General features: G+C 65.2%; 19 protein-coding genes. 9 read left to right on the plus strand and 10 right to left on the minus strand.

The genetic code is table 11. The annotated features are described in order from the left end of the window. The first annotated feature begins 28 nt into the window (after positions 1 to 28). A complete protein-coding gene (locus tag AC25Z0_RS14660) occupies positions 29 to 1,024 on the plus strand; it encodes a diacylglycerol/lipid kinase family protein (protein ID WP_488133685.1) in 996 nt (331 codons plus the stop codon). A gap of 13 nt (positions 1,025 to 1,037) precedes the next feature. Here AC25Z0_RS14660 and AC25Z0_RS14665 read toward each other — a convergent pair whose 3' ends face one another. Genes AC25Z0_RS14665 through pheA form a run of 3 tightly spaced genes read right to left on the minus strand, consistent with a single transcriptional unit; the run spans position 1,038 to position 2,914 of the window. Then, complete coding sequence (locus AC25Z0_RS14665; protein WP_488133686.1) at positions 1,038 to 1,349, minus strand: hypothetical protein; 312 nt, start codon at positions 1,347 to 1,349, stop codon at positions 1,038 to 1,040. 4 nt (positions 1,350 to 1,353) lie between these two features. Continuing rightward, positions 1,354 to 1,944, minus strand: a complete 591-nt coding sequence (locus AC25Z0_RS14670) for a hypothetical protein (protein ID WP_488133687.1) — start codon at positions 1,942 to 1,944, stop codon at positions 1,354 to 1,356. After that, positions 1,922 to 2,914: a prephenate dehydratase gene (gene pheA, locus AC25Z0_RS14675; protein ID WP_488121547.1), complete on the minus strand. Its 993-nt coding sequence runs from the start codon at positions 2,912 to 2,914 to the stop codon at positions 1,922 to 1,924. Before pheA ends, AC25Z0_RS14670 begins: the two co-directional genes overlap by 23 nt. A gap of 35 nt (positions 2,915 to 2,949) precedes the next feature. On the opposite strand from pheA, the gene pgm reads away from it, so the two are divergent. Then, positions 2,950 to 4,566 carry a phosphoglucomutase (alpha-D-glucose-1,6-bisphosphate-dependent) gene (pgm, locus tag AC25Z0_RS14680; RefSeq protein WP_488121548.1) on the plus strand — a complete coding sequence of 539 codons (1,617 nt, stop codon included), beginning with the start codon at positions 2,950 to 2,952 and terminating at the stop codon, positions 4,564 to 4,566. A gap of 22 nt (positions 4,567 to 4,588) precedes the next feature. On the opposite strand, the gene AC25Z0_RS14685 is transcribed toward pgm, so the two are convergent. Continuing rightward, positions 4,589 to 5,308, minus strand: a complete 720-nt coding sequence (locus tag AC25Z0_RS14685; protein ID WP_488133688.1) for an amidase domain-containing protein — start codon at positions 5,306 to 5,308, stop codon at positions 4,589 to 4,591. A 245-nt stretch (positions 5,309 to 5,553) separates the two neighbouring features. Then, entirely contained in the window at positions 5,554 to 6,417 is an 864-nt protein-coding gene (locus tag AC25Z0_RS14690; protein WP_488133689.1) for a M15 family metallopeptidase, read from the minus strand. Between the two features lie 100 nt (positions 6,418 to 6,517). Between AC25Z0_RS14690 and AC25Z0_RS14695 the strand changes: the two genes are divergently transcribed. The 6 genes from AC25Z0_RS14695 to AC25Z0_RS14720 all read left to right on the plus strand — a co-directional run bounded on the left by AC25Z0_RS14695 (position 6,518) and on the right by AC25Z0_RS14720 (position 14,719). Further along, on the plus strand, positions 6,518 to 8,536 hold the full coding sequence (locus AC25Z0_RS14695; RefSeq protein WP_488121551.1) for an MDR family MFS transporter: 2,019 nt from the start codon (positions 6,518 to 6,520) through the stop codon (positions 8,534 to 8,536). 174 nt (positions 8,537 to 8,710) lie between these two features. Then, a complete protein-coding gene (locus tag AC25Z0_RS14700) occupies positions 8,711 to 10,036 on the plus strand; it encodes an ABC transporter substrate-binding protein (RefSeq protein WP_488121552.1) in 1,326 nt (441 codons plus the stop codon). A 134-nt stretch (positions 10,037 to 10,170) separates the two neighbouring features. Further along, positions 10,171 to 11,286 (plus strand): carbohydrate ABC transporter permease, encoded by a 1,116-nt coding sequence (locus AC25Z0_RS14705; protein ID WP_488121610.1) that lies wholly within the window; start codon positions 10,171 to 10,173, stop codon positions 11,284 to 11,286. A gap of 98 nt (positions 11,287 to 11,384) precedes the next feature. Continuing rightward, on the plus strand, positions 11,385 to 12,209 hold the full coding sequence (locus AC25Z0_RS14710; protein WP_488121611.1) for a carbohydrate ABC transporter permease: 825 nt from the start codon (positions 11,385 to 11,387) through the stop codon (positions 12,207 to 12,209). After that, positions 12,209 to 13,642: a GH1 family beta-glucosidase gene (locus tag AC25Z0_RS14715; RefSeq protein ID WP_488121553.1), complete on the plus strand. Its 1,434-nt coding sequence runs from the start codon at positions 12,209 to 12,211 to the stop codon at positions 13,640 to 13,642. Before AC25Z0_RS14710 ends, AC25Z0_RS14715 begins: the two co-directional genes overlap by 1 nt. Before the next feature lie 54 nt (positions 13,643 to 13,696). Next, the gene (locus AC25Z0_RS14720; RefSeq protein WP_488121554.1) at positions 13,697 to 14,719 is read left to right on the plus strand and encodes a LacI family DNA-binding transcriptional regulator; all 1,023 of its coding nucleotides are present in this window, start codon (positions 13,697 to 13,699) and stop codon (positions 14,717 to 14,719) included. Between the two features lie 65 nt (positions 14,720 to 14,784). Here the strand turns inward: AC25Z0_RS14720 and AC25Z0_RS14725 are convergent, their stop codons facing one another. Both AC25Z0_RS14725 and AC25Z0_RS14730 read right to left on the minus strand, forming a co-directional pair. Then, positions 14,785 to 15,705 carry an LLM class F420-dependent oxidoreductase gene (locus AC25Z0_RS14725; RefSeq protein WP_488133690.1) on the minus strand — a complete coding sequence of 307 codons (921 nt, stop codon included), beginning with the start codon at positions 15,703 to 15,705 and terminating at the stop codon, positions 14,785 to 14,787. A 35-nt stretch (positions 15,706 to 15,740) separates the two neighbouring features. Continuing rightward, a complete protein-coding gene (locus AC25Z0_RS14730; RefSeq protein WP_488121556.1) occupies positions 15,741 to 16,643 on the minus strand; it encodes a DNA-methyltransferase in 903 nt (300 codons plus the stop codon). Positions 16,644 to 16,677: 34 nt separating this feature from the next. Here AC25Z0_RS14730 and AC25Z0_RS14735 point away from each other — a divergent pair, with 34 nt between their 5' ends. Continuing rightward, complete coding sequence (locus AC25Z0_RS14735) at positions 16,678 to 17,073, plus strand: GNAT family N-acetyltransferase (protein WP_488121557.1); 396 nt, start codon at positions 16,678 to 16,680, stop codon at positions 17,071 to 17,073. Positions 17,074 to 17,107: 34 nt separating this feature from the next. Here the strand turns inward: AC25Z0_RS14735 and AC25Z0_RS14740 are convergent, their stop codons facing one another. The 3 genes from AC25Z0_RS14740 to AC25Z0_RS14750 are packed head-to-tail and all read right to left on the minus strand — an operon-like array spanning position 17,108 to position 21,923. Beyond that, positions 17,108 to 18,091, minus strand: a complete 984-nt coding sequence (locus AC25Z0_RS14740; protein WP_488133691.1) for an NAD-dependent epimerase/dehydratase family protein — start codon at positions 18,089 to 18,091, stop codon at positions 17,108 to 17,110. Further along, positions 18,088 to 20,904: an alpha/beta fold hydrolase gene (locus tag AC25Z0_RS14745; protein ID WP_488133692.1), complete on the minus strand. Its 2,817-nt coding sequence runs from the start codon at positions 20,902 to 20,904 to the stop codon at positions 18,088 to 18,090. Before AC25Z0_RS14745 ends, AC25Z0_RS14740 begins: the two co-directional genes overlap by 4 nt. Continuing rightward, positions 20,901 to 21,923 (minus strand): 3-oxoacyl-ACP synthase III, encoded by a 1,023-nt coding sequence (locus AC25Z0_RS14750; RefSeq protein ID WP_488121560.1) that lies wholly within the window; start codon positions 21,921 to 21,923, stop codon positions 20,901 to 20,903. Before AC25Z0_RS14750 ends, AC25Z0_RS14745 begins: the two co-directional genes overlap by 4 nt. Positions 21,924 to 22,047 lie beyond the last annotated feature (124 nt).

Below are 22,047 nucleotides of genomic sequence, written 5' to 3' on the forward strand. Positions count from 1 at the left end.
GCATCCGCACGCTTGCTAGCCTTGGCGCGTGCCCGCCAATGGTAAGACCACCCTCCCGTACGCCGCCGTCGTCTATAACCCAATCAAGGTAGACCTGCAGAAGCTTCGCGCGAGCGTGAACGCCGCCCAGATCGGGGCGAAGTGGGCCGACACGTTGTGGTTCGCGACCACGGAGAAGGATGCCGGCCAGCAGGCGACGAGGCGTGCCGTGCGCCAGGGGGCATCCGTCGTGCTTGCCGCCGGCGGCGACGGCACGGTGCGCGCTGTCGCCGAAGCGCTCCGCGACACCGAAGTGGGACTGGCTGTCGTTCCCCTTGGCACGGGGAACCTGCTCGCCCGCAACCTGCAGCTGCCCCTGAACAACCTCGATGACGCCGTGCAGATCGCCTTCGCCGGCATCGACCGCGCCATCGACCTCGGGGTCGCGACGGTCACGACGGACACCGGCGATACCGACGATCACGTCTTCCTTGTCATGGCGGGTGTCGGCCTCGACGCCCAGATGCTCGCCGCCACCAGGACGGACCTCAAGAAGCAGGTCGGCTGGCTGGCCTATGTGGATGCCGGTGTTCGGGTCATTCAAAAGTCGAAGCCGTTCCGCATCCGTTACAGCGTGGATGGCCGCCCTGACCGCTCAACCCACATCAGCACCATCCTCATCGCCAACTGCGGCCTGCTGCCTGGCAACCTGCAGCTGCTGCCTGAGGCGCTGCTTGACGACGGCATCCTCGACATCGCCGTCATTCGCCCGAAGGGCATGCTCGGCTGGCTGCAGCTCTGGCGCAAGGTGAGCTGGGAGAACGGCGTGCTGCGCCGCTCAGAGGTGGGGCGCAGCATCATTCGCCTCACAGAGTCGAGCGACGAACGACACATGCTGACCCTGCGGGGTGGCAGTATCCGGCTGGTGCCGGACGAGCCGCGTGAATTCGAGCTCGACGGTGATGAGTTCGGACTCGTGCAGTCGGTGTACTTCCGTGCCGACAGGCGCGCGCTTATCGTGCGGGTGCCGGCTCCCGTCGCGTAGCCCCGCTGGCTGCTCAGCGCACGTGTGCTCGCTGCCAGCGCTCGGCGCTCACGAAGAGCATCCCGATGAGGGCAGCCAAGGCCAGGATCAGAAAACTGGAAGCCAGGCTGGCGAACTGACTCATGATCTTGGATGCGATATTGGCAGAGATGCCCAGCTGCCTGAAGAACATGTACACGTCTGACGCGCCTACCCCGCCCCAACTGTTGACGTTGGCCCACATCCCTGCAGCCCAGAGCATCATGGCGACGATGCCGATCACCAGCAACACCACCCAAGCCCGATTCACCCGGTTGCGGGCCGGTCGGCCCTGTCGAGGCTGCATCGGTTCACTCATTCGAGTGGCCCACTGGCACTCGTGCGGAACCAGTGCCATTCCGCTCCTGCCACCGCAGTGCTTTCCAGACGATGAGGCTGACAATCGTGAGTATGCCGGCCGAGATCATCGGCGGCGTGACGCTCCAGGAGAGCTGCTGCAGCACAAATTCAATGGGCATTTCTGAGGTTGTGCCGCTGTAGCTGTTGCTGTTGCTCTGCGAGAGCGCCCACCATTGGAACGACACCGCCGCCACGATGAGCCCGATGCCGATGATCCACAGGGCCACGACGAACGGGTTGTGGGCAGGCATATCGCCTGTCCATTCCTCGGCGGGGTCGACGGTCGGCTGCTCAGCTTCAACGGGGATGGGCAGCGGTGCGACCGGGTGGTCGACAGCGCGATCGTGGCCAGACATACGCTCCTGACCGACTACGCGTTCGCGCCCAGAGAAGAGCCGAGCGGATGCCCGCCGCGTCGACGCTGCAGGCACCACTACAACGTCGGCCTCTGGGTCATAACCGCGCTGGAAAACCGGCGAATGCCTCGGATCGAACAGGGGCGTGTCAGCGTGCCCTGAATCAGTGTGCTGGTCGTGGCTCATTCGGTGTCCCCCCGGTGATGTCCGCCAGCCAGGCACGCGCCTCGCGGAAGATTCCGTCATCATAACGCGACGTGAATTCAACCTGCTGCTTGTCGGCACGCGGATACGAGCCGAGGAAGATGACACTGGGGCTGAACCGGCGGAGGCCGAGCAGGGCGTCCGCCATCCGCTCGTCTGAGAGGTGGCCGTCGGCGTCGATGACGAAGCGGTAGCGCCCGAGCGCGTCGCCGATCGGACGGGACTGGATGAGGCTGAGGTTCACGCCCCTGGTGGCGAACTGCTCAAGCATCTCGAGCAGGGCTCCGGCGTGATCCTCTGGCAGCTCGACGATGAGGCTGGTCTTGTCTGCACCTGTCGGTGCGGGCAGGGCGCTCGTGCGACTGACCAGCACGAACCTCGTCACTGCGTTCGGGTTGTCGCCGATGTTCTCGGCCAGCACGACGAGATCGTGGTGCTTCTCGATGCCGGGGGGCGCGATGGCGGCATCCGCCTGGCTGTTTTCGAACAGCGAGGCGGCCGCTGCGACGTTGCTGGAGGCTGGGATGTGCCCGTGGCTCGGCACAGCGGCTTCGAGCCAGGTCCTGCACTGCGCGTAGGCGACCGGATGCGCGTTGACGACATGCACGTCGGCCAGCGTCGTGCCGGGGCGCGCCACCAGCACGAAGTTCACCGGCACCAGGTACTCACCGACGATGCGGAGATTCGGCACGCTGGCGAGCGCGTCCTGCGTCGCAGACACTCCCCCGTCGACGGAATTCTCGATGGCGATCATCGCGGCGACGCTGCGGCCACTCACGACGTCGGCCAGCGCTTCGCCCACGTTGTTCACAGAACGCCACGGTTTGCCTTCTGCCGCCGGCACCTGGGCCAGTGCGGATTCGGTAAATGTGCCGGCCGGCCCGAGGAAGCTATAGGTGTCAATTGGTGAAGCGTCAATTGGCGTCTCAGCAGGAATCGGGGTGTCTGGCATGGCTCACAGCCTAGTTGCAGTGCCAAACTGAGTTCATGAGTGAACGCGCGGGAACACCAGCACAAGATACTGATCTGATCGACGTCGACGCCCTGGTGCGTGCGTACTACGACATAAAACCGGATGTAGCCATCCCAGAACAACGCGTGGTCTTCGGCACGTCAGGACACAGGGGCAGCTCCCTGAACGGCGCGTTCAATGAGGACCACATCATTGCGACAACGCAGGCGATCGTGGAATACCGCGCAGCGCAGGGCATCACGGGCCCGCTCTTCATCGGAGCAGACACCCACGCGCTGAGCGCCCCCGCATACACGACGGCGCTCGAGGTTCTCGTGGCCAATGGCGTGCGTGCGCTGGTCGACGAGTTCGACGACTACGTGCCGACGCCCGCCCTCTCACACGCGATCATCCGCTACAACAGCGGTGGGAACGACGACCAGGCCGACGGCATCGTGGTGACCCCGAGCCACAACCCGCCCACAGACGGCGGCTTCAAATACAACCCGCCGCACGGCGGACCCGCAGACAGCGATGTCACCGGGTGGATCGCCGCCAGGGCCAACGAACTGCTCGTCGACGGCCTGAACAACGTGCTGCGGAGCGAACCCAGCGCGGTCGAGACCTACGACTTCCGCGGTACGTACATTGACGATCTCGAGAACATCATCGACATGGCTGCGATCAAGAAGAGCGGCATCCGCATCGGCGCAGATCCGCTTGGGGGCGCGAGCGTCGGCTACTGGGGCGCGATCCGTGACCGCTATGAACTCGACCTCACCGTGGTCAACCCGCACGTCGACCCGACCTGGCGCTTTATGACGCTGGACTGGGACGGCAAGATCCGGATGGACCCGTCGAGCCCGAATGCGATGGCATCCGTTCTCGCCCACAAGGACGAGTACGACATCCTCACCGGCAACGACGCGGACTCCGACCGCCACGGCATCGTGACACCGGATGCCGGACTCATGAATCCCAACCACTTCCTGGCCGTTGCGATCGACTACCTGTACAGCCACAGGGCTAGCTGGCGCGGCGATGCGAAAATCGGCAAGACGCTGGTCTCCTCGACCATGATCGACCGCGTTGCCGGTTTCCTCGGACGCGATCTGTGGGAGGTTCCGGTCGGATTCAAGTGGTTCGTCCCCGGCCTCATCGACGGCTCTGTCGCCTTCGGCGGCGAAGAGAGCGCCGGCGCCAGCTTTGTGCGCTTCGACGGCACGGTGTGGACGACTGACAAGGACGGGATCCTGCTCGCGCTGCTCGCCTCAGAGATCCTGGCCGTCACCGGGAAGACGCCGAGCCAGCGCTACGCGGAACTTGCAGAGAAGTTCGGCTCCCCCGCATACGCCAGAGTGGATGCCGCGGCAACGCCAGAGCAGAAGGCCAAGCTCGGCAAGCTCGACGGCGACGCGATTGACGCAACAGAGCTGGCCGGCGAGAAGATCATCGCCAAGCTCAGCCACGCGCCGGGCAACGGCGCAGCCATCGGCGGCGTGAAGGTGGTCACGGAGAACGCCTGGTTCGCCGCCCGCCCGAGCGGAACCGAAGACGTCTACAAGATCTACGCAGAGTCGTTCCTCGGCGACGAGCACCTGCGCCAGGTGCAGGCGGAGGCCAAGGCCATCGTCGACGCCGCTATCGCCTAGTCGATGCTCGGGCCGCTGCCGTCTACTCCGGAATGCTCCAGTAGTAGGCGGTGGCCCCCGGGTGGTTCACATCGATGGCCCAGTCGACTGAACGGAAGTCGGTGTCATCGGTGTGGCCACCGTAGTAGATCGTGATGTTGCCGTCGGTGTTCTCGATGCGGGTGACGACGGCCGTGTGGTCGCGGTCGCCGGAGTTGTCCCAGTCGAACTGGGCAACATCGCCGAGCTTCACCTGGTCGCGCTGGTCATCGGTCAGCGCCGTGGCGCGCCCTGAATCGGCGAGATAGTCACGGAATGCCGTTGAGCTCACCCAGGGCTTGGAGTAGTCGAATGCTGTGCTTGGACCATCAGACCACCACTCGTCGTCCATCTCCCAGCCGCGCTGCACGAGTGACTGGCTGGTGAAGTTCACGCAGTCGTTGCCGGTGATGACACCGTAGTCGTCGTTGTAGTTCAGCCAGTACGTGTTCACGTAGTCCAGCTGCGCCAGAATCTGCGGGTTGTCTGTCGTGGCGGTGACAACGCTGGCGGCATCCGCTTCGCCTGTCTCGTCCTGCGCGACCCTGGCGTCGCCGGTGGCAGCTGGGGTGGCTGCGCCCTGTGCTTCTGGCGCTTTGCCATTGCCGAGGTTGACGATGAGAATAATCACGCCTGCCACGACGACGATGGCAAGCACGAGTGCGGTCAGCCGCCGACGTGCCTTCTTCGATCGACGTTCATTCTTGCGGGCGCTTGTTGCCATTTACTGGTGCTCCAATGTAAAACCGTGTCCCCCGCGCCGACGAGAGTTTCGCCGCCAGCGTGGTCCCGATTGCGGAAGCAATCCATGGCCACTCGTGCATACGCGCGGCAACTCAGGGCTGCCACGGTCGCGTGAAACCGTTCTCCCAATTGGGAGTGGGGGATTAACCAGAGAACCACACTCGCGTGGCAGAAACCTGTGTAGAGCATATGAAGCTCATGCACCGGGGGTGGAGAGGATGACCCCTATCCGTAGTTCGGCGCGGCAGGCAACGCGAAGAACTCTTCGAGCGTTGTCGTGGCCGTGTTGTGCATTTCTGCCGCGAGGTCTGTGCCGATGTAGCGATAGTGCCAGGGCTCGAATGCATAGCCAGTGATGTCAGGCTTGTCGGCCGGGTAGCGCAACAGAAACCCGAATCGCCAGCCATTGGCAGCGAGCCAGATTCCCTCTGGGGTGTCACCGAAACAGGTACTCAGAGAGCAGTTTCCTGACGAGGCACCGATGTCCATGGTGAGCCCTGTCTGGTGCTCGCTCGTGCCCGGCCTCGCCGTGCTCGTGTCGGCAAAGGCTTGGCCGTTTGCCGCGACATCCTGGTTGTACACGTCAACCTGCGAGTCGTAGCTGCGATACGCGCTGTTCGAGGCGAGCGTCAACCCGGCCTCGGCGGAGGCTGCGGAGAACATACTGACAATGGCGTTGGCGGCTTCCGCGCGCATGCGCGGAGCCCACGTGTGCGGCACGGGCACATCAACCAAATCCGTTGGTTCGAAGTTCGTGGGATTCAGCGGCCTGGTCTTGTTCACGACGACCCAGAGGCTGTTCGGATCGTCGATCGATTGAGCCGCCTTGTTGAACGTTGGCACGACGGTGGGCACAGGCGAATCTGTCGGGCTCGGCCGTGGGGTCTTGTCTGGCAGCGGAGTCGCGCTCGGCTTCGGAGCGATGGTGGCCGTTGACGCGACGGGTGACGCATCAGAGGAGTCGCGCGCGGAGGCTATGCCGGAAGCGATTGCAACGATCGCGAGCACGACGAATCCGCCCACCAGGACGAGGGCGCGGCGGCGGCGAACACGCTTCGAGACACCGGGATGCCGGCCAGGTTCAGACACGATTTCGAGCATAGCCCCGCAGGGCATCCACGCCGGGAGCAACCCGGCATCGCCCCAAACTCATTGTCATCCGGGTGAACGAGGCGTAGTTTCGCGTTCGATGAACGCCACGTCAACAACGGGCTCTCCAGCGCCCATCATGACTCACAGGCAGATCCTCTTAGTGATCTTTGGCCTGATGGCAGGCATGTTCCTTTCCGCCCTCGACCAGACAGTGGTCGGCACATCGATGCGCACAATCGCGGACGACCTCGACGGATTGGCCCTGCAGGCGTGGGTGACAACGGCGTATCTGATCATGTCCACGATCAGCACACCGATCTACGGCAAGTTGAGCGACCTCTTCGGGCGGCGCGCGCTGTTCATCATCGCCATCACGATCTTCCTCATCGGCTCGTTGCTGTCTGGCATGGCCACGTCCATGTACGGCCTCGCCCTCTCGCGCGCGGTGCAGGGACTCGGTGCAGGCGGCCTGATGGCGCTGCCGCTCACGATCATGGGCGACATCCTGGCACCGCGTGAGCGCGCCAAATACCAGGGATATTTCCTTGCCGTCTTCGGCATCTCCAGCGTGATCGGGCCACTGCTCGGTGGGCTGTTCGCTGGGGCGACGCAGATCCTGTGGATTCCTGGCTGGCGCTGGGTGTTTCTGATCAACATCCCTGTCGGACTCGTCGCGCTGGTCATGGTGCTGCGGTTCCTGCACATTCCCCGCTTCAAACGGGATGTGCGCATTGACTGGTGGGGCGCCGCGACGGTCATCGTCGCGACGGTTCCCCTCCTGCTCGTGGCGGAACAGGGCCGCAACTGGGGGTGGGGCTCTGCGGATGCGATCACCTGTTACGTGGTCGGCGCGCTCGGCATTGTGGCATTCATCATCGCCGAGAAGCTCATGGGTGACGACGCGCTCATCCCACTCAAGCTCTTCCGGTCGCCCACATTCTCGGTGGCAACCGTACTCGGCGTGCTCGTCGGTTTCGGAATGTTCGGCGCCATGATGACGCTGCCGCTCTACCTGCAGCTGGTCAACGGGGCGACGCCGACCGAGAGCGGCCTGCTCCTGCTTCCGATGATTCTCGGGCTCATGATCTCGTCGATCGTGAGCGGTCAATTGATCGCGCGCACAGGCCACTACAAGAAATTCCCCGTGATCGGCACGGCGTTCATGTCACTCGGGTTCGGCTGGATGACATTTGCCACAGCCGACCGCCCTGTCACCTTCATGATGGTGGGGATGCTGTTTGTCGGCCTTGGCCTCGGCCAGCTCATGCAGACGCTCACCATTGCAAGCCAGAACTCTGTTGGCGCACCAGACATTGGGGTGGCGACGGCTGCATCGACCTTCTTCAGGCAAATCGGTGGAACTCTCGGCACTGCCGTGCTGTTCTCTGTGCTCTTCACCCGAATTCCAGACACTATGAGGGCCGTCTTCAGCGAACCATCGACCATCGAGAGCCTGAGGGCTGCCGCAGAGAATCCGGCGATTCGGGATGATCCGAACAACGCAGAGGTGCTCAAGCTGCTGCAAAACCCGAGCGGGCTCGGTACCGCACTCGATGGCGACACGGCGTTTCTCGACTCGGCCAGCCCGGTGCTCAAGCATCCGTTCCTGGTGGCGTTCAACGATGCATCGGTGACGGTGTTCTGGGTGAGCTTCGTAGTGGTGTTTGTCGCGTTCATCGTCAGTTGGTTCCTCAAGGCACCGCCGTTGCGGAAGACGTCTGCCCTGCAGGAAGCCGCAGATGAGGCGGCCAAGTCTGAGAAAGCAGAAGCTGAGGCTGGGTTAGAAGCTGCAGTGGCGGAGGCCGCGGTGGCTGAGGGCGCCGGCGAGGGCGACGACATGGGTGTCGGCGCAGAAATTGATGAGGAAGTGGGCGCGGAGGAAGTCGGCGCTGAACACGTGGGTGCCACGGTCGGTGCCGGTGCTCGTGCCGATGTGGGGACGGGAGCTAATGCAGGTCCAGTCGGGGCGCGTCCGGGTCGTCCGGTTCGCCCAGACCAGGAAATCACCGAAATGTCCGGCCATGCCAGGGGTGCAGCCGACTCGATGGGCGCGCTCGTGGAACCGGGAACGCACACCAGGGACGTGAAACTTCCGGGGCAGGCCACCAAGTCTTGACCGGCATCCGTTGCTGGTGGTACCCGGATCCAAAGTGGAAGCGCTTACGTGAGAGCGCTCTCTTGACAGCATGATGCAAGGCACCCTATGTTGTCATCTGTAATACGTGAGAGCGCTCTCACAGCTGATGAGAGAGCGCTCTCATACTCTCCCATCACGCACACACACAAAGGAGTGACCGTGAAGCTCTCACGACGCACCACCGCTGTCGCTGCCGTTGCCGGCGCAGCAGCTTTCGCGCTCGTCGCAACCGGCTGTTCAGCAAACAGCAGCGACGCAGGCTCGACCGACAACCCGATCGAACTCTCCGTAACCACGTTCGGAACGTTCGGCTACGACGACCTCTACAAGGAATATGAGGCCGCCAACCCGGGCATCACCATCAAGGCCACGAACATCGACACCGGCGGAAACGCCCGTACCGACCTGTTCACGAAGCTCGCCGCCGGCACCGGCCTCAGCGACGTCGTCGCCATCGAGGAAGGCTGGCTTGGCTCCGTCATGGAGGTCTCCGACCAGTTCACCGACCTCAAGGAGTTCGGCGCAGACGACATCAGCGACCGCTGGGTCGACTGGAAGCTGGCCCAGGGCACGGATGCCGACGGCCGAGTCATCGGCTACGGCACCGACATCGGCCCGCAGGGCCTCTGCTACAACGGCGCACTGTTCGAAGCTGCTGGCCTCCCCAGCGACCGCGAGGAAGTTGCCGCCCTCTTCGGTGGCGCCGACGCAACCTGGGACCAGTACTTCAAGCTCGGCAACGAGTACAAGGCTAAAACGGGCAAGGCCTGGTTCGACCAGTCCAGCTTCGTCTGGAACTCCATGGTCAACCAGCTGGACGAGGGTTACTACACCGCCGACGGTGAACTCAACGTCGACGGCAATGCCGACCTCGAAGAGCGTTGGGGCTGGATCACCCAGGGCATCTCAGATGGCCTCTCGGCCAAGCAGGCCCGTTGGGACTGGGGCGGCGGCAAGGGCTTCGTTGATGGCAGCTTCGCCACCTTCGTTTGCCCAGGCTGGATGCTCGGAGTCGTACAGGGCAACACCGAGTCCGGCGGCGGCGACGCCAGCACCGGCTGGGACTTCGCTGATGTGAACCCCGGTGGAGCATCGAACTGGGGCGGCGCGTTCCTCTCCGTTCCGACCACGTCGAAGCACCAGGCCGAGGCAGCCGCGCTGTCAGCATGGCTCACCGAGCCTGCCCAGCAGGTCAAGCAGTTCGAGGCAGCTGGAACCTTCCCGAGCACCACTGAGGCGCAGGAAACCCTTGCGGCAGATGCCACCCCGAACGAGTTCTTCCAGGGAGCGCCGGTTGGCGCCATCCTCGCGGAGCGCGCAAAGGGTGTTACCGCCCAGTTCAAGGGTCCTGACGACTCGGTCATCCAGGAGAACGTCTTCCAGGCCGTGCTCGACCGCGTCGAAGCCGGCGAATTGAACGCGAAGACCGGCTGGGATGAAGCCCTCAAGCTGATCGACGAACTCGTCGTCAACAACTAGCACTCCCCCGTTCTCGCCAGGCTCGCACCGTACAGGTCGGGCCTGGCGGGAGCTGTCCAGCCCGCTCGAAAGAAAGCATCACCATGTCTCTCAGCACCAGCCCGCCGGAGGTGGAAGAGGTGACCACCCCAGCGATGGCACCGACGCCCCGGCATGAACGTTCAGCGCTTCGCCAACGCTTCAGCCGCCTCGACGTCAAGGCGTCTCCCTACCTGTACATTGCGCCGTTCTTCATCCTCTTCGCGCTCATCGGGCTGTTCCCGCTGGTCTACACGTTCGTGGTCTCCCTCTTCGACTGGCACCTGCTCAAGGGCCAGGGCGACTTCGTGGGACTCGACAACTTCGTCGCAGTGCTGAACGACAGGTTCTTCTGGAACTCGTTGTTCAACACCTTCAGCATCTTCCTGCTCTCGTCTATCCCGCAGCTCATCGCAGCCATCGCCATTGCAGCGGTGCTCGACCAGAACATTCGGGCGAAGACCTTCTGGCGCATGAGCGTGCTGCTGCCGTACATCGTTACGCCCGTCGCCGTCTCGCTCATCTTCACCAACATGTTCAATGAGCAGTACGGGCTGATCAACAACATCCTCGGCTCGTTCGGCCTCGACGCTGTCATGTGGAAGACCGAGACCCTCCCCAGCCACATCGCGATCGCCACCATGGTGAACTGGCGCTGGACGGGCTACAACGCCCTCATCCTGCTCGCCGCCATGCAGTCTGTGCCTCGCGACATCCACGAGTCTGCCGCGATCGACGGCGCAGGCGCCATCCGTCGCTTCTTCAGCATGACCGTGCCCAGCATCCGCCCGACCATGATCTTCGTCATCATCACGGCCACCATCGGCGGACTGCAGATCTTCACGGAGCCGCGCCTGTTCGACCCGGTGACCGCGGGTGGCTCTGCGCGCCAGTTCCAGACCACGGTGCTCTACCTCTGGGAAATGGCGTTCTTCCGGCAGAACTTCGGCGAGGCATCCGCTATCGCCTGGCTCCTGTTCCTCATCATCGTCGCGTTCGGCGTGCTGAACTTCCTGATCTCAAAGCGAATCGCCTCGACAGAAGCCCGGGTGACGAAAAAACGCACCCGACGAAAGCTGGACGCGCTCAGCGCCGATAAAGGCAGTGCCGGTATAGGCAGCGCAGATAACGGCAGCGCAGATAACGGCAGCACAGATTACGACAGTGCAGAGCAGAGGGGTACGTCAGCGAAACTCGCCCTCGACGCGAGTGCAGAGGAGTCACGACTATGAGCCAGGCAATCGCAACCCCGCCCATCGAGGCGCCTGCCAGCGGCAACGCCCCGGCATCCGCTTCCAGCTCCTCCCGCCTTCCGAAGCGGCGCAAGCAGATGGGTATCGACGCCAGGCCAGGATTTTTGGTCTACGGCCTGCTGACCGCTTTCCTCGCCGCATCGGCGTATCCGCTCTGGTGGTCGTTCGTCATGGGATCGAGCGACAACTCGGCCAGGGGCGAGACCTGGCCACCGCTCTTGCCCGGCGGCCGGTTCTGGATCAACGTCGGTGAAGTTCTCGACAGCATCCCGTTCTGGCAGGCACTCGGCAACAGCATTCTGATCTCGAGCATCATCACCATCTCCGTCGTTTTCTTCTCGACGCTGGCCGGCTACTCGTTCGCGAAGCTGCGCTTCAAGGGGAACAACTGGCTCATGGTCTTCGTCGTCGGCACCATGGCGATTCCCACCCAGCTCGGCATCATCCCGCTCTTCATGCTCATGCGGCAGTGGGGCTGGACGGGCGAGATCGGCGCGGTCATCGTGCCGACGCTCGTCACGGCATTCGGCGTGTTCTTCATGCGCCAGTACCTCGTCGACGTCATCCCAGATGAGCTGATCGAGGCCGCCAGGGTTGACGGGGCCAGCATGATCGGCACGTTCTGGCACGTCGCACTTCCGGCAGCCCGGCCTGCCATGGCGATTCTCGGCCTGTTCACGTTCATGATGGCCTGGACGGACTTTCTCTGGCCGCTTCTCGTTCTCAACTCGTCGAACCCGACACTGCAGACAGCGCTCTCGCAGTTGCAATCGGCTCGATATGTTGACTACCCGGTGGTACTGACCGGGGCAATTCTCTCGACTATCCCGCTGCTCGTGCTGTTCATCATCGCGGGCAAGCAGCTAATTTCAGGAATCATGCAAGGAGCGGTGAAGGGCTAATGCCACAGCAGGAACTCGCACAGGCCAACTGGCCGGAAGGCTTCATCTGGGGCTCGGCCACCGCCGCGGCACAGATCGAAGGCGCTGCACACGAAGACGGCAAGGAAGATTCGGTCTGGGATGCGTTCGCGCGCGTCCCAGGCGCTATCGCCAACGGTGACAACCTGAACGTGGCTGTCGATCACTATCACCGGATGCCGGATGATGTGCGCCTGATGAAGGAGCTCGGTCTCGGTTCATATCGGTTCTCCACCAGCTGGGCGCGGGTGCGTCCAGGGGACCGCGCCGTGAACCCTGCCGGACTCGACTTCTACTCACGGCTCGTCGACGAGCTGCTCGAGGCCGGCATCCTGCCGTGGCTCACCCTGTACCACTGGGACCTGCCTCAGGCCCTTGAGGAGAAGGGCGGCTGGGCGAACCGCGACACCGCATACCGCTTCGCGGAATATGCAACGGATGTCTACGCCGCGCTCGGCGACAGGGTCACGCACTGGACCACCTTCAACGAACCGTTCTGCTCGTCGCTGATCGGGTATGCGTCCGGCGTTCACGCCCCTGGCCGCACCGAGCCGCGCGCCGCCATAGCCGCCGTGCACCACCAGCACCTGGCACACGGCCTGGCCGTCACCGCGCTGCGAGAGCTGGGCGCCGAGAATCTCGGCATCACGCTCAACCTGAGCAACGCCATCCCGCTGGATGCGACCGACCCAGTCGACCTGGAGGCGGCCCGCCGCTTCGACTCGCTGCAGAACCGGATCTTCCTCGACCCGATCCTGCGCGGCGAGTACCCGGCGGATTCGCTCGAGGACCTGGAACCGTTCGGTCTCAGCGAGGTCATCGAACCCGGTGACCTGGAGATCATCTCAGCCCCGATCGACTTCCTCGGCGTGAACCACTATCACGACGACGTCATCAGCGGGCATCCAGACGACACAGGCGCGGACGGACACTCCGGCGGGGCTCTTCGCCAGGCAGCATCCCCGTGGGTTGGCTCTGAGTACATCACCTTCCCGAGTCGCGGACTGCCGCGCACCGCCATGAACTGGGAAGTGAACCCTGGCGGGCTCCGCACGCTGCTGGTGCGCCTCACGGCCGAGTATGACACCCTGCCGCCGCTGTACATCACGGAGAACGGCGCGGCATACGAGGACGTCGTGAGCGAGGTCGGCCGCGTGCATGATTACCAGCGGGCGGCGTTCATCATGGATCACATTGCGGCCGTCAAGAACGCCATTGATGACGGCGCCGACGTGCGTGGCTACTTCGTGTGGTCGCTGCTCGACAACTTCGAGTGGTCGTGGGGCTACGGCAAGCGCTTTGGAATTGTGCGGGTCGACTATGACACGCAGGTTCGCACCGTCAAGGACAGCGGGCTTGCCTATGCGGAGCTCATCAAGTCGATCAACTCCGCCGTTGCGGTGCCTCTACACTGAACCCAGCAGTCAGACACTGCAGTCAGACGCTTGCTCAGGTTCTCGGAGATCACAGTGACACCAGATTCATCGACCCCCCGGCCCGTACCGACACTTGAAATGGTGGCGGCGCTGGCCGGGGTCTCTCGGGCCACGGTCTCACGCGTGGTCAATGATTCACCCACGGTGAACCCTGAAGTTGCCAGCGTCGTGCGGGAGGCCATCGCCGCCCTCAACTACGTTCCGAACCGCGCAGCCAGGTCGCTGGCCAGCAGGCGCACCCACGCCATCGCTCTCGTGGTACCTGAGTCGCTGGCGAAGGTGTTCACCGACCCGTTCTTCGCCTCCGTCGTGCAGGGCGTCGCACTGAGCCTGGCCGAGACCGACTACACGCTCACCATGCTCATCTCGTCGGAGAACCACCCGGAGAAGACGAGACGCTACCTGCTCGGCGGCAACGTCGACGGGGCAATCGTTGTCTCGCACCACACCGGAGACCACTCGTTCGCCCACCTCGGGCATGCGCTGCCCACCGTGTTCGGTGGCCGGCCGCTGGCCCTCAATGAGGGTGACATCTACTACGTGGACGTCGACAACGCTGCCGGTGCACTGACCGCCACCACACACCTGATCGCGCAGGGCCGCCGGAACATCGCCACAATTGCCGGTCCGCAGGACATGCCGCCCGGCGTCGACCGGCTGGCCGGTTGGCGCACCGCTCTCGCCGACGCTGGGCTCGATGACACCCTGGTGGAATTCGGGGACTTCTCGCCGGCATCCGGTGCCGAAGCCATGCGGAGGCTCCTGGATCGCGGCGTGCCCATCGACGGGCTGTTCGCCGCCAACGACCAGATGGCCGCCGGGGCGTACACCGTGCTGCACGAGCGGGGCCTGTCGATTCCCGGCGACATCGCCGTTGTCGGGTTCGACGATGACTATTTCGGAGCCGGAGCGACCCCAGCGCTCACCACGGTGCACCAGCCTGCCGTGGAGATGGGCACCACCATGGCAGAGATCGTGGTCAGACTGATTGAGGGCGCACCCGTAGAGCACGTCACGTGCCTGCCGACGTCTCTCGTGGTGCGCGACTCGGCGTAAGCGCCGCGCGACGAAGGGTCTCGAGACGCGACCTCGTTCCTCGGGCGCTCCTCGACCTGCGGAGCCTAGGCCAGCTGCGGCACGATCTCGCGGGCGATGAAGTCCAGGTGGTCGAGGTCGGCGAGGTCGAGAACCTGCAGGTAGACGCATTCGACGCCATCCGCTTCGAGCGCCCCCAGTCGGTCGACGACCTCTGAGGCCGTTCCCGCGAGGCCGTGTTCGCGCAGTTCGGCCGGTTCGCGCCCGATGGCGGCAGCGCGCCGGGTGAACTCTGCCTCATCTGCACCGGTCGCGACCACGAGAGCCGCCGAGTAGACGAGTTCGTTCGGATCGCGCTCGATGGCCTCACAGGCTGCCCGAACACCGGCGTACTTGGCCGGGATGTCGGCGAAGTCGGGGAACGGCAGGTTGAACTCTGTCGCGAATCGCGCTGCCATCGCCGGGGTGCGCTTTGCGCCGCCGCCGCCGACGATCACCGGGATGCGCTCCTGTGTTGGCTTCGGCAGCGCAGGAGAGTCCACCAGCTCGTAGTGCGCACCGGTGAAGCTGTAGCGCTCCCCGAGCGGCGTGCTCCAGAGGCCGGTCACGATCTCGAGCTGCTCCTCGAGCATGCCGAAACGCTTGGCGGGGAACGGGATGCCATAGGCGGCGTGCTCCTCAGCGAACCAGCCTGTGCCGAGGCCAAGCTCGACGCGGCCGCGCGACATCTGGTCGACCTGGGCCACCTGGATCGCGAGGATTCCCGGCGGCCGGTAGGTCACGCTCGACACCAGGGTGCCCAAACGGATGCGCTCGGTCTCGCGAGCGAGGCCGGCCAGCGTGGTCCAGGCATCCGTTGGGCCAGGGTAGCCGTCGCCACCCATGGCGAGGTAGTGATCTGAGCGGAAGAAGGCGTCGAAGCCCAGCTTCTCGGTCGCCTGCGCCACGGCAAGCTGATCGTCGTACGTGGCACCCTGCTGCGGTTCAGTGAAGACGCGGAATCTCATGAGTCCAGTCTTCCAGACCGCGGCTGGACGTGCGCTCAGCCGACGGGAGCTGGTGAGGGTTCGAGCACGAACTCCACGTCGGGCAGATGGTCAAATCGCTCGCGGATCACCGCGATGGATTCTGGATTCTGGTCGATGAGCACGAAATTTCTGCCCAGCGACGCCGCCACGGCGCCGGTCGTGCCGCTGCCGGCGAAGAAGTCGAGCACCCAGTCGTTCTCCCTGGACGACGCCTGGATGATCCGTCGCAGGATGCCGATCGGCTTCTGCGTTGGATAGCCGGTCTTCTCCTTGCCGGTGGGCGACACGATGGTGTGCCACCAGACATCCGTTGGCAGCTTCCCCTTGGCCACCTTCTCTGGCGTCACGAGGCCGGGCGCCATGTACGGCTCGCGGTCGACCGTTGCAGAGTCGAAGTAGTAGGTGTCGGGGTTCTTGACGTACACGAGGATGGTGTCGTGCTTCGTCGGCCAGCGGTTCTTCGACTTGGCGCCGTAGTCGTACGCCCAGATGAGTTCATTGAGAAAGCACTCACGGCCAAAAAGCGCGTCAAGCAGTACTTTTGCGTAGTGTGCCTCGCGGTAGTCGAGGTGCAGGTAGAGGGTTCCATCGTCGGCGAGCAGGCGCCAGGCCTCGATCAGCCGGGGCTCGAGGAACGCCCAATAGTCTTCGAACTGGTCGTCGTATCCGAGCAGGTCGCCCTTGATCCGCTCGTAGCGCTGGCCCTTGAACCCGGTGATCGTCCCGACGGCGTGGGCGCCGTCTTTCGCGACAGCGCGCTTGGACGTGGTGGCCTGGCGCTTCTGGACTCGCCCGGTGTTGAACGGTGGATCCAGGTAGATCAGCGTGAAGGAACCGTCGGGAATCGTCGGGAGCACGTCGAGGTTATCGGCGTGGATGACACGGCTGGGAGACGTCTGTGACCACGCAATTGGCATTCCTTCATTCTGTCAGGCGGAATACTCTCTCAAGATGACTTCCGAATTGTCAGCGAACGAATCGACCGCCCCAGAGCACTCAGCACACACAGTGCACTCAGCGCACACCGGGCACCCAGCGCACACAGAGCAGTCAGCGCACACCGTCGAGGTGCGGCACGAACCCGCGCTCGCGCGGTACACAGTCTGGCTCGACGATGACATGGCTGGACTGCTCGACTACGTGACCAACGGTCACGAGATCCGGTTCACCCACACCGAAGTCGACCCGTCCAGGCGGCACGCCGGGCTGGCCAGCGCCCTCGTTGAACAAGCGCTGGATGACGTGCGCGTGCGAACGGCGCTTCCCGTCGTGGCCGAGTGCCCGTACGTCACGTTCTGGATCGACAAGCACGCCGAATACCAGGACCTCCTGACGCGCGGGCGCTAACGCGCGCAGTGCAGTGGGCAGAAGCGGGTCAGACCTATTCCGAGTAGCTAGCCGCGAGGCGGCGGAGTCCCTCGTCCACAGAGACGGCCGGTGTCCACTGCAGGTCTGTGCGAGTCTGGCGCTGGTCGAACCAGTGCGCCGTCGACAGCTGCTCGGCCAGGAACCTCGTCATGGGAGGCTCGTCGACACCGGGGCGGATGCGCCACACCGCTTCGATCGCGGATCCGGCGGTTCTGGCCAGCCCGGCCGGCACGCGCCAGCCAGGGGCGCGCACGCCGGCCGCTGCACAGATTCCGGCCAGCAGTTCGGCCACTGGGCGCGGCTCACCGTTGGTGATCACGTACGACCTGCCGTGCACGTCTTCTGCTCGTTCGAGGGCAGCCACGATTCCGGATGCCGCGTTGTCGATGTACGTCGAGTCGATCAGTGCCGCGCCGTGGCCGAGCAGGGGAAGCCGGCCGGAGCGCGCCCGATCGACGACGCGCGCGACCAGCTGGGTGTCGCCAGGACCCCAGACCAGGTGCGGGCGAACAGCGACAACGCGCAGACTCGGCGAATCGGCGGCCAGCGCGAGCAGTTCGGCTTCGGCCTTCGTGCGGGCGTAGTCTCCCCTGGCCTGAGCGGGGTCGGCCGGCATCGCGCGATCCCCCACGATGGAGTCACCGGAATGCGCGACCGACGGCGAGGATACGTAGACGAGGCGCCGGGTACCGGCATCCGCTGCCGCTGCTGCCGTGAGTGCCGCGATCAATCCGCGGGTGCCACCGACGTTGACCGTGTCGAATTCGGCGGGATCGCCGGCCAACGACACCTTCGCGGCGAGGTGAACGACAGCGTCCATGCCGTCGACGGCGCGAGCGAGCGCATCGGGATCGGTGACGGAGCCCAGCACATCGCTGACCCCCGGCACGCCGGACGGCCGCCGCTGGAAGGTGCGCACCTCATGCCCTGCGGCCAGAGTTGCTGCGGCGACCGCGCGACCGAGCAGGCCGCTGGCACCGGTGACGAGAACTCTCACGGTCGCACCATGCGTCCGCCGGAGAGAATGTCGGCAGCCCAGCGAGCGAGATGGGAGCGATCGATCTTTGAGTTGTGACGGATGTCGGTGGGCAGCCTCGGCACGACAAGCACCGCGGCGACGGGCTCGGTTGCGGCGCTGCGAACGGCGGCGGCCAACTCCGGAGAGGCCAGGCCGACGCGGCGTGCGGTTGGTTCGGTTTCGACGATCGCAACCAGTTGCTGCACACCGGCAGGGCCAACGCCGACGGCGGCCGCGCGCGCGACGCCGGGCACCGATTCGATCCGCTGCTCTGGGCCGACAGGGGTGAGCACTCCGCCAGGCGTGGTGATGACGTGCGGGAGGCGCCCCTCCACCCAGAGCCGGCCAGCGGTGTCGAGGTGTCCGACATCACCGGTGCGATGCCAGCGCTGGCCGCTGGTGGTGCCGAGCGCCGACGCCCGGTTGGTGAGCCACAGCCGGTCGTAGTGGTCTTTGATGTGCGGGGCGGAGATGACGATCTCCCCGGTCACGCCCGGAAGTTCTGCGGGCTCCCCCGTGGCTGCGCCGTGCTCGTCGAGCGCGCTGATCCGCACCAGGGTCGTGGCTGCCGGCACCCCGACGCAGACGCCGCCAGCGGTGGCGGTGTCGTCGTGCTGGGCTGCATCATCGGACGCAGCATCCGCTGAGGCCGAACGGATGCCGTCAAGCGAGATGTCCGTCATGAGCAGGCCCTCGGTCATCCCGTACGGCGTGTGCGCGCTCGCGCCGGGCATGAGCCTGGCCGCTGCGCTGAGCAGCCGTTCTGACACCGGTGCACCGGCGGAGAGGAAGGTGCGGACTCCGTCGAGCGCACGATGATCCGACGGGGTGAGCCTGTCGGACGTGGCCACGACGTTCGTGAGCGCGGCCGGCGAGAGGAAGACGACCGTTGCGTCGACCGCGGCCACCGCAGCGGCGACGGCCGTGGCGGTGAGCGTCTTCGGGCTCGTCACGTCCATGTCTGGGGTTACCGACCTGGCTCCGAGCGCCGGGCCGAGCAGCGCGAACGGCGCGAATCCGGCAACCAGCCCTGTGCCAACGCCGACGCCGTACTGCGCGGAGAGGGCGTCGCGCACGGCCGACAGCTGCGCGTGGGTGTACACGACGCCCTTCGCCGGCCCCGTCGACCCCGAGGTGAACAGGATGGCGGCGGTGTCGTCTGGGGACGGCTCCGGTGGCAGGGTCGCGGCGCCATCAGTTTCCGCGCCGAGTGCGGCGACATCGGCGAGCACATACGAGATACCGAGCGCGCGGGCGGCAGCAGAGGGAAGGCGGACGGTAGAGATCTTCTGCCCAGGCCAGCTGAGGGCGCGTGCGGCGACGAGCCCCGGCAGAGCACCGATGACATGGTCTGGCCGGGCGCCGCGCACGGCCCTGGTCAGGCCGCGAAGGCCAAGACCAGCGTCGGCGACAACGACGATCGCGCCGATGCGGATGCAGGCATAGAGCACCGCGGTGAGGTCGGCTCCCGGCTGCACAAGCAGGGAGACCCTGTCGCCCTTCTTCACGCCGATGCGGGCGAGCCCGGCGGCGATCTGGCGCACCCGGGTCGACAGGAGTCGCCAGCTGACCACGCGCGGAGCGGCGCCAGAGGACGGCACCATCTCGATCAATGCCGTCTCGGTGCTGTGACCCAGCTCGTCGAGGTAGTGCCAGAGCGGACGGAACTCGGAGTCAGATCCCGAAGCGGCTGGTTCGGCCGCTTCAGCCGGTTCGGTCGCCGGGTGCTGTGCAGAGGCGGCGTCGACGCCCCGGCGGTGGTCGCCCAACCAGGTCAGGGTCGCTGCCGCGTAGTCGACGTCTTCGGCGATGAGGTGGCCAGCGCCCTCGAAGCGGTGCACATCGGCGTGCGGCATCCGCTCAATGAGGTCGTCGAGGTAGCGGTCGCTGAAGATGGGGTCGCGCGGGCCCCAGAGGAGCAGTGCCGGCACGTTGAGATGCCGCACTCCCTCTGCGATCCGGTCGAGTTCAGCAGCGCTCTCCTGTTGGGCGTCGACCGGGATGTCGGCGACGAATGTGCCGATACCGCCGCGACGAGCCGCACCACGGTATGGCGCCCGATAGCCGCGCTTGACGTCGGCAGGCAGTGGCGGATGCGCCAGGGCGAGCGTCGTCTCGAGGAACGCCGGCGTGCCGACCGTCGCCAACCCGTGCACACCCTGGCGCAGGGCGAGCCGCAGGGGGGCGGGAATCGGGGTGCCCTCCGGCTGGTGGATAGCCGTGTTCAGCAGCATGACACCGGCCAGCAACTCGGGGTGGTCGACGGCCCAGCCCATGGACACAACACCGCCCCAGTCGTGCCCGAGGGTGACGACAGGGCCGTCGAGTTCGATGGCGGCGGTGAAGTCGGCCAGGTCGAGAACCCGACGCTCGAGTGCGCGCGGCTGCCCGGTGCGCTCCGAGAAGCCCATCTCCAGCTGGTCGACTGCGATGACGCGCCAGACGTCGCCGACCGGAGTGGCGGCATCCGTTGTAGTCGCGGCGGTACTCGCTGCGGTAGTCGCCGCAGCCGTCGCCGCGGCGACCATGCGCCGCCAGAGGTACGACCAGGTCGGGTTGCCGTGCACGCAGAGCACGGTGCCGACGGGCTGAACGCCGAGCCGGTCAAGCTCCGCGGCGTTGTCGAGCACGTGCCAGCGTCGCGTTGCGCCGGTGTTCTGCCCATCCTTGTCGCGCTCCGGCACATCGACCAGGCGCGAGAAGGCCGGGTCGAGCCCGGAGAGCCCGGCGGGCGGGCGTGAGGCCGGGGCCGGTGTGGAGGTGGAGGTGGAGCGTGGCAGGGAAGACGTCACCAGACGATTTCCATCATGGCCGTGTTGAGACCGGAGCCGACGCCCATCAGGAGTACCCGGTCGCCAGGCTTCAGGCTCTCGGCTTCTGCCGCGAGCGTGATGGGGATCGAGGCCGGTCCGACGTTGCCGAACTTCGGGTAGGTGAGCGGCACCCGTGAGCGGTCGATGCCCGTGGCCTTCAGGATCGCGTCGGTGTGCACATCGGAGACCTGGTGCAGGATATAGCGGTGCATCCCAGACCAGTCCCAGTCTGGCTTGGCCTCGGTCCACGCCGAGACGACGAGCTCCATTCCGCCCTTGAGCAGTGCCTTGGCGTCGGTGAACATTCCGTCGACACTGCCGACGCAGAGATCGTTGAACTGGGTAGCGGCGCGGCTGACGCCCCCGAGCATCCGGTGCCCTGTTGGATGTGCGTCTGCCCGGCCGAGGACCGCGGCGGCCGCGCCGGAGCCCAGGGTCAGGCTGGCGAACTCACTCATGAAATCCTTGCGGCCGATCTCGGAGCTGCGGAGCCGCTCGATCGTGTTGGTCTGGATCTCGTCGGCGTCCTCGCCGTCGATGACGACCGCGTAGTCGATCTGTCCGGCGTCGATGAGCTGGCCGGCAAGCGTCATCCCGTTGACGAACCCGAGACAGGCGTTTGCGATATCGAAGTTGCTCGCCGACGACGGCAGACCAAGACCGTGGTGGATGCGCACGGCGACCGACGGCTCAAGATGCTTGCGCGTCACAGAGGTGTTGATCAACAGCCCGACCTGGCCAGGCTCGATGCCTGCAGCCTGGAGGGCGCGCTTGCCGGCTGATACCGCCGCGTCGTCGAACTTCTGGCCTTCGTCCCAGTTGCGACGCTCGTGCACACCGGCGACGCGCTGGAGCAGGCCTTGTGGCAGTCGCAGCCGTTTCAGGGCAGGGGCAAGTCGGTGGTCGATCTCTTCAGAGGTCGTAATTCTCGGTGCGATCGTGCTCGCTACCGACAACAGGGCGACATTCTGGTGCCTCGTCGTGGCATTTCCGTTCAACGGAGCTCCCTGTCAAATTGCGTGGGACGGTGAAGTTGCCCCACGGCAATTATCCTCCTCGATTGGCTGTGAATTAAATGGGCGCCCGCTGGGCGTCTCAAACTGGGGCCCATCGCTGCACGGG

Source organism: Leifsonia sp. Y862, assembly GCF_057669585.1.

Coding starts and splice junctions, on each gene's coding strand:
- AC25Z0_RS14665 (WP_488133686.1), bottom strand. CDS start 1,349: ATGCAGCCTCGACAGGGCCGACCGGCCCGCAACCGGGTGAATCGGGCT.
- AC25Z0_RS14670 (WP_488133687.1), bottom strand. CDS start 1,944: ATGAGCCACGACCAGCACACTGATTCAGGGCACGCTGACACGCCCCTG.
- pheA (WP_488121547.1), bottom strand. CDS start 2,914: ATGCCAGACACCCCGATTCCTGCTGAGACGCCAATTGACGCTTCACCA.
- pgm (WP_488121548.1), top strand. CDS start 2,950: ATGAGTGAACGCGCGGGAACACCAGCACAAGATACTGATCTGATCGAC.
- AC25Z0_RS14685 (WP_488133688.1), bottom strand. CDS start 5,308: ATGGCAACAAGCGCCCGCAAGAATGAACGTCGATCGAAGAAGGCACGT.
- AC25Z0_RS14695 (WP_488121551.1), top strand. CDS start 6,518: ATGAACGCCACGTCAACAACGGGCTCTCCAGCGCCCATCATGACTCAC.
- AC25Z0_RS14705 (WP_488121610.1), top strand. CDS start 10,171: ATGGCACCGACGCCCCGGCATGAACGTTCAGCGCTTCGCCAACGCTTC.
- AC25Z0_RS14710 (WP_488121611.1), top strand. CDS start 11,385: ATGGGTATCGACGCCAGGCCAGGATTTTTGGTCTACGGCCTGCTGACC.
- AC25Z0_RS14715 (WP_488121553.1), top strand. CDS start 12,209: ATGCCACAGCAGGAACTCGCACAGGCCAACTGGCCGGAAGGCTTCATC.
- AC25Z0_RS14725 (WP_488133690.1), bottom strand. CDS start 15,705: ATGAGATTCCGCGTCTTCACTGAACCGCAGCAGGGTGCCACGTACGAC.
- AC25Z0_RS14730 (WP_488121556.1), bottom strand. CDS start 16,643: ATGCCAATTGCGTGGTCACAGACGTCTCCCAGCCGTGTCATCCACGCC.
- AC25Z0_RS14735 (WP_488121557.1), top strand. CDS start 16,678: ATGACTTCCGAATTGTCAGCGAACGAATCGACCGCCCCAGAGCACTCA.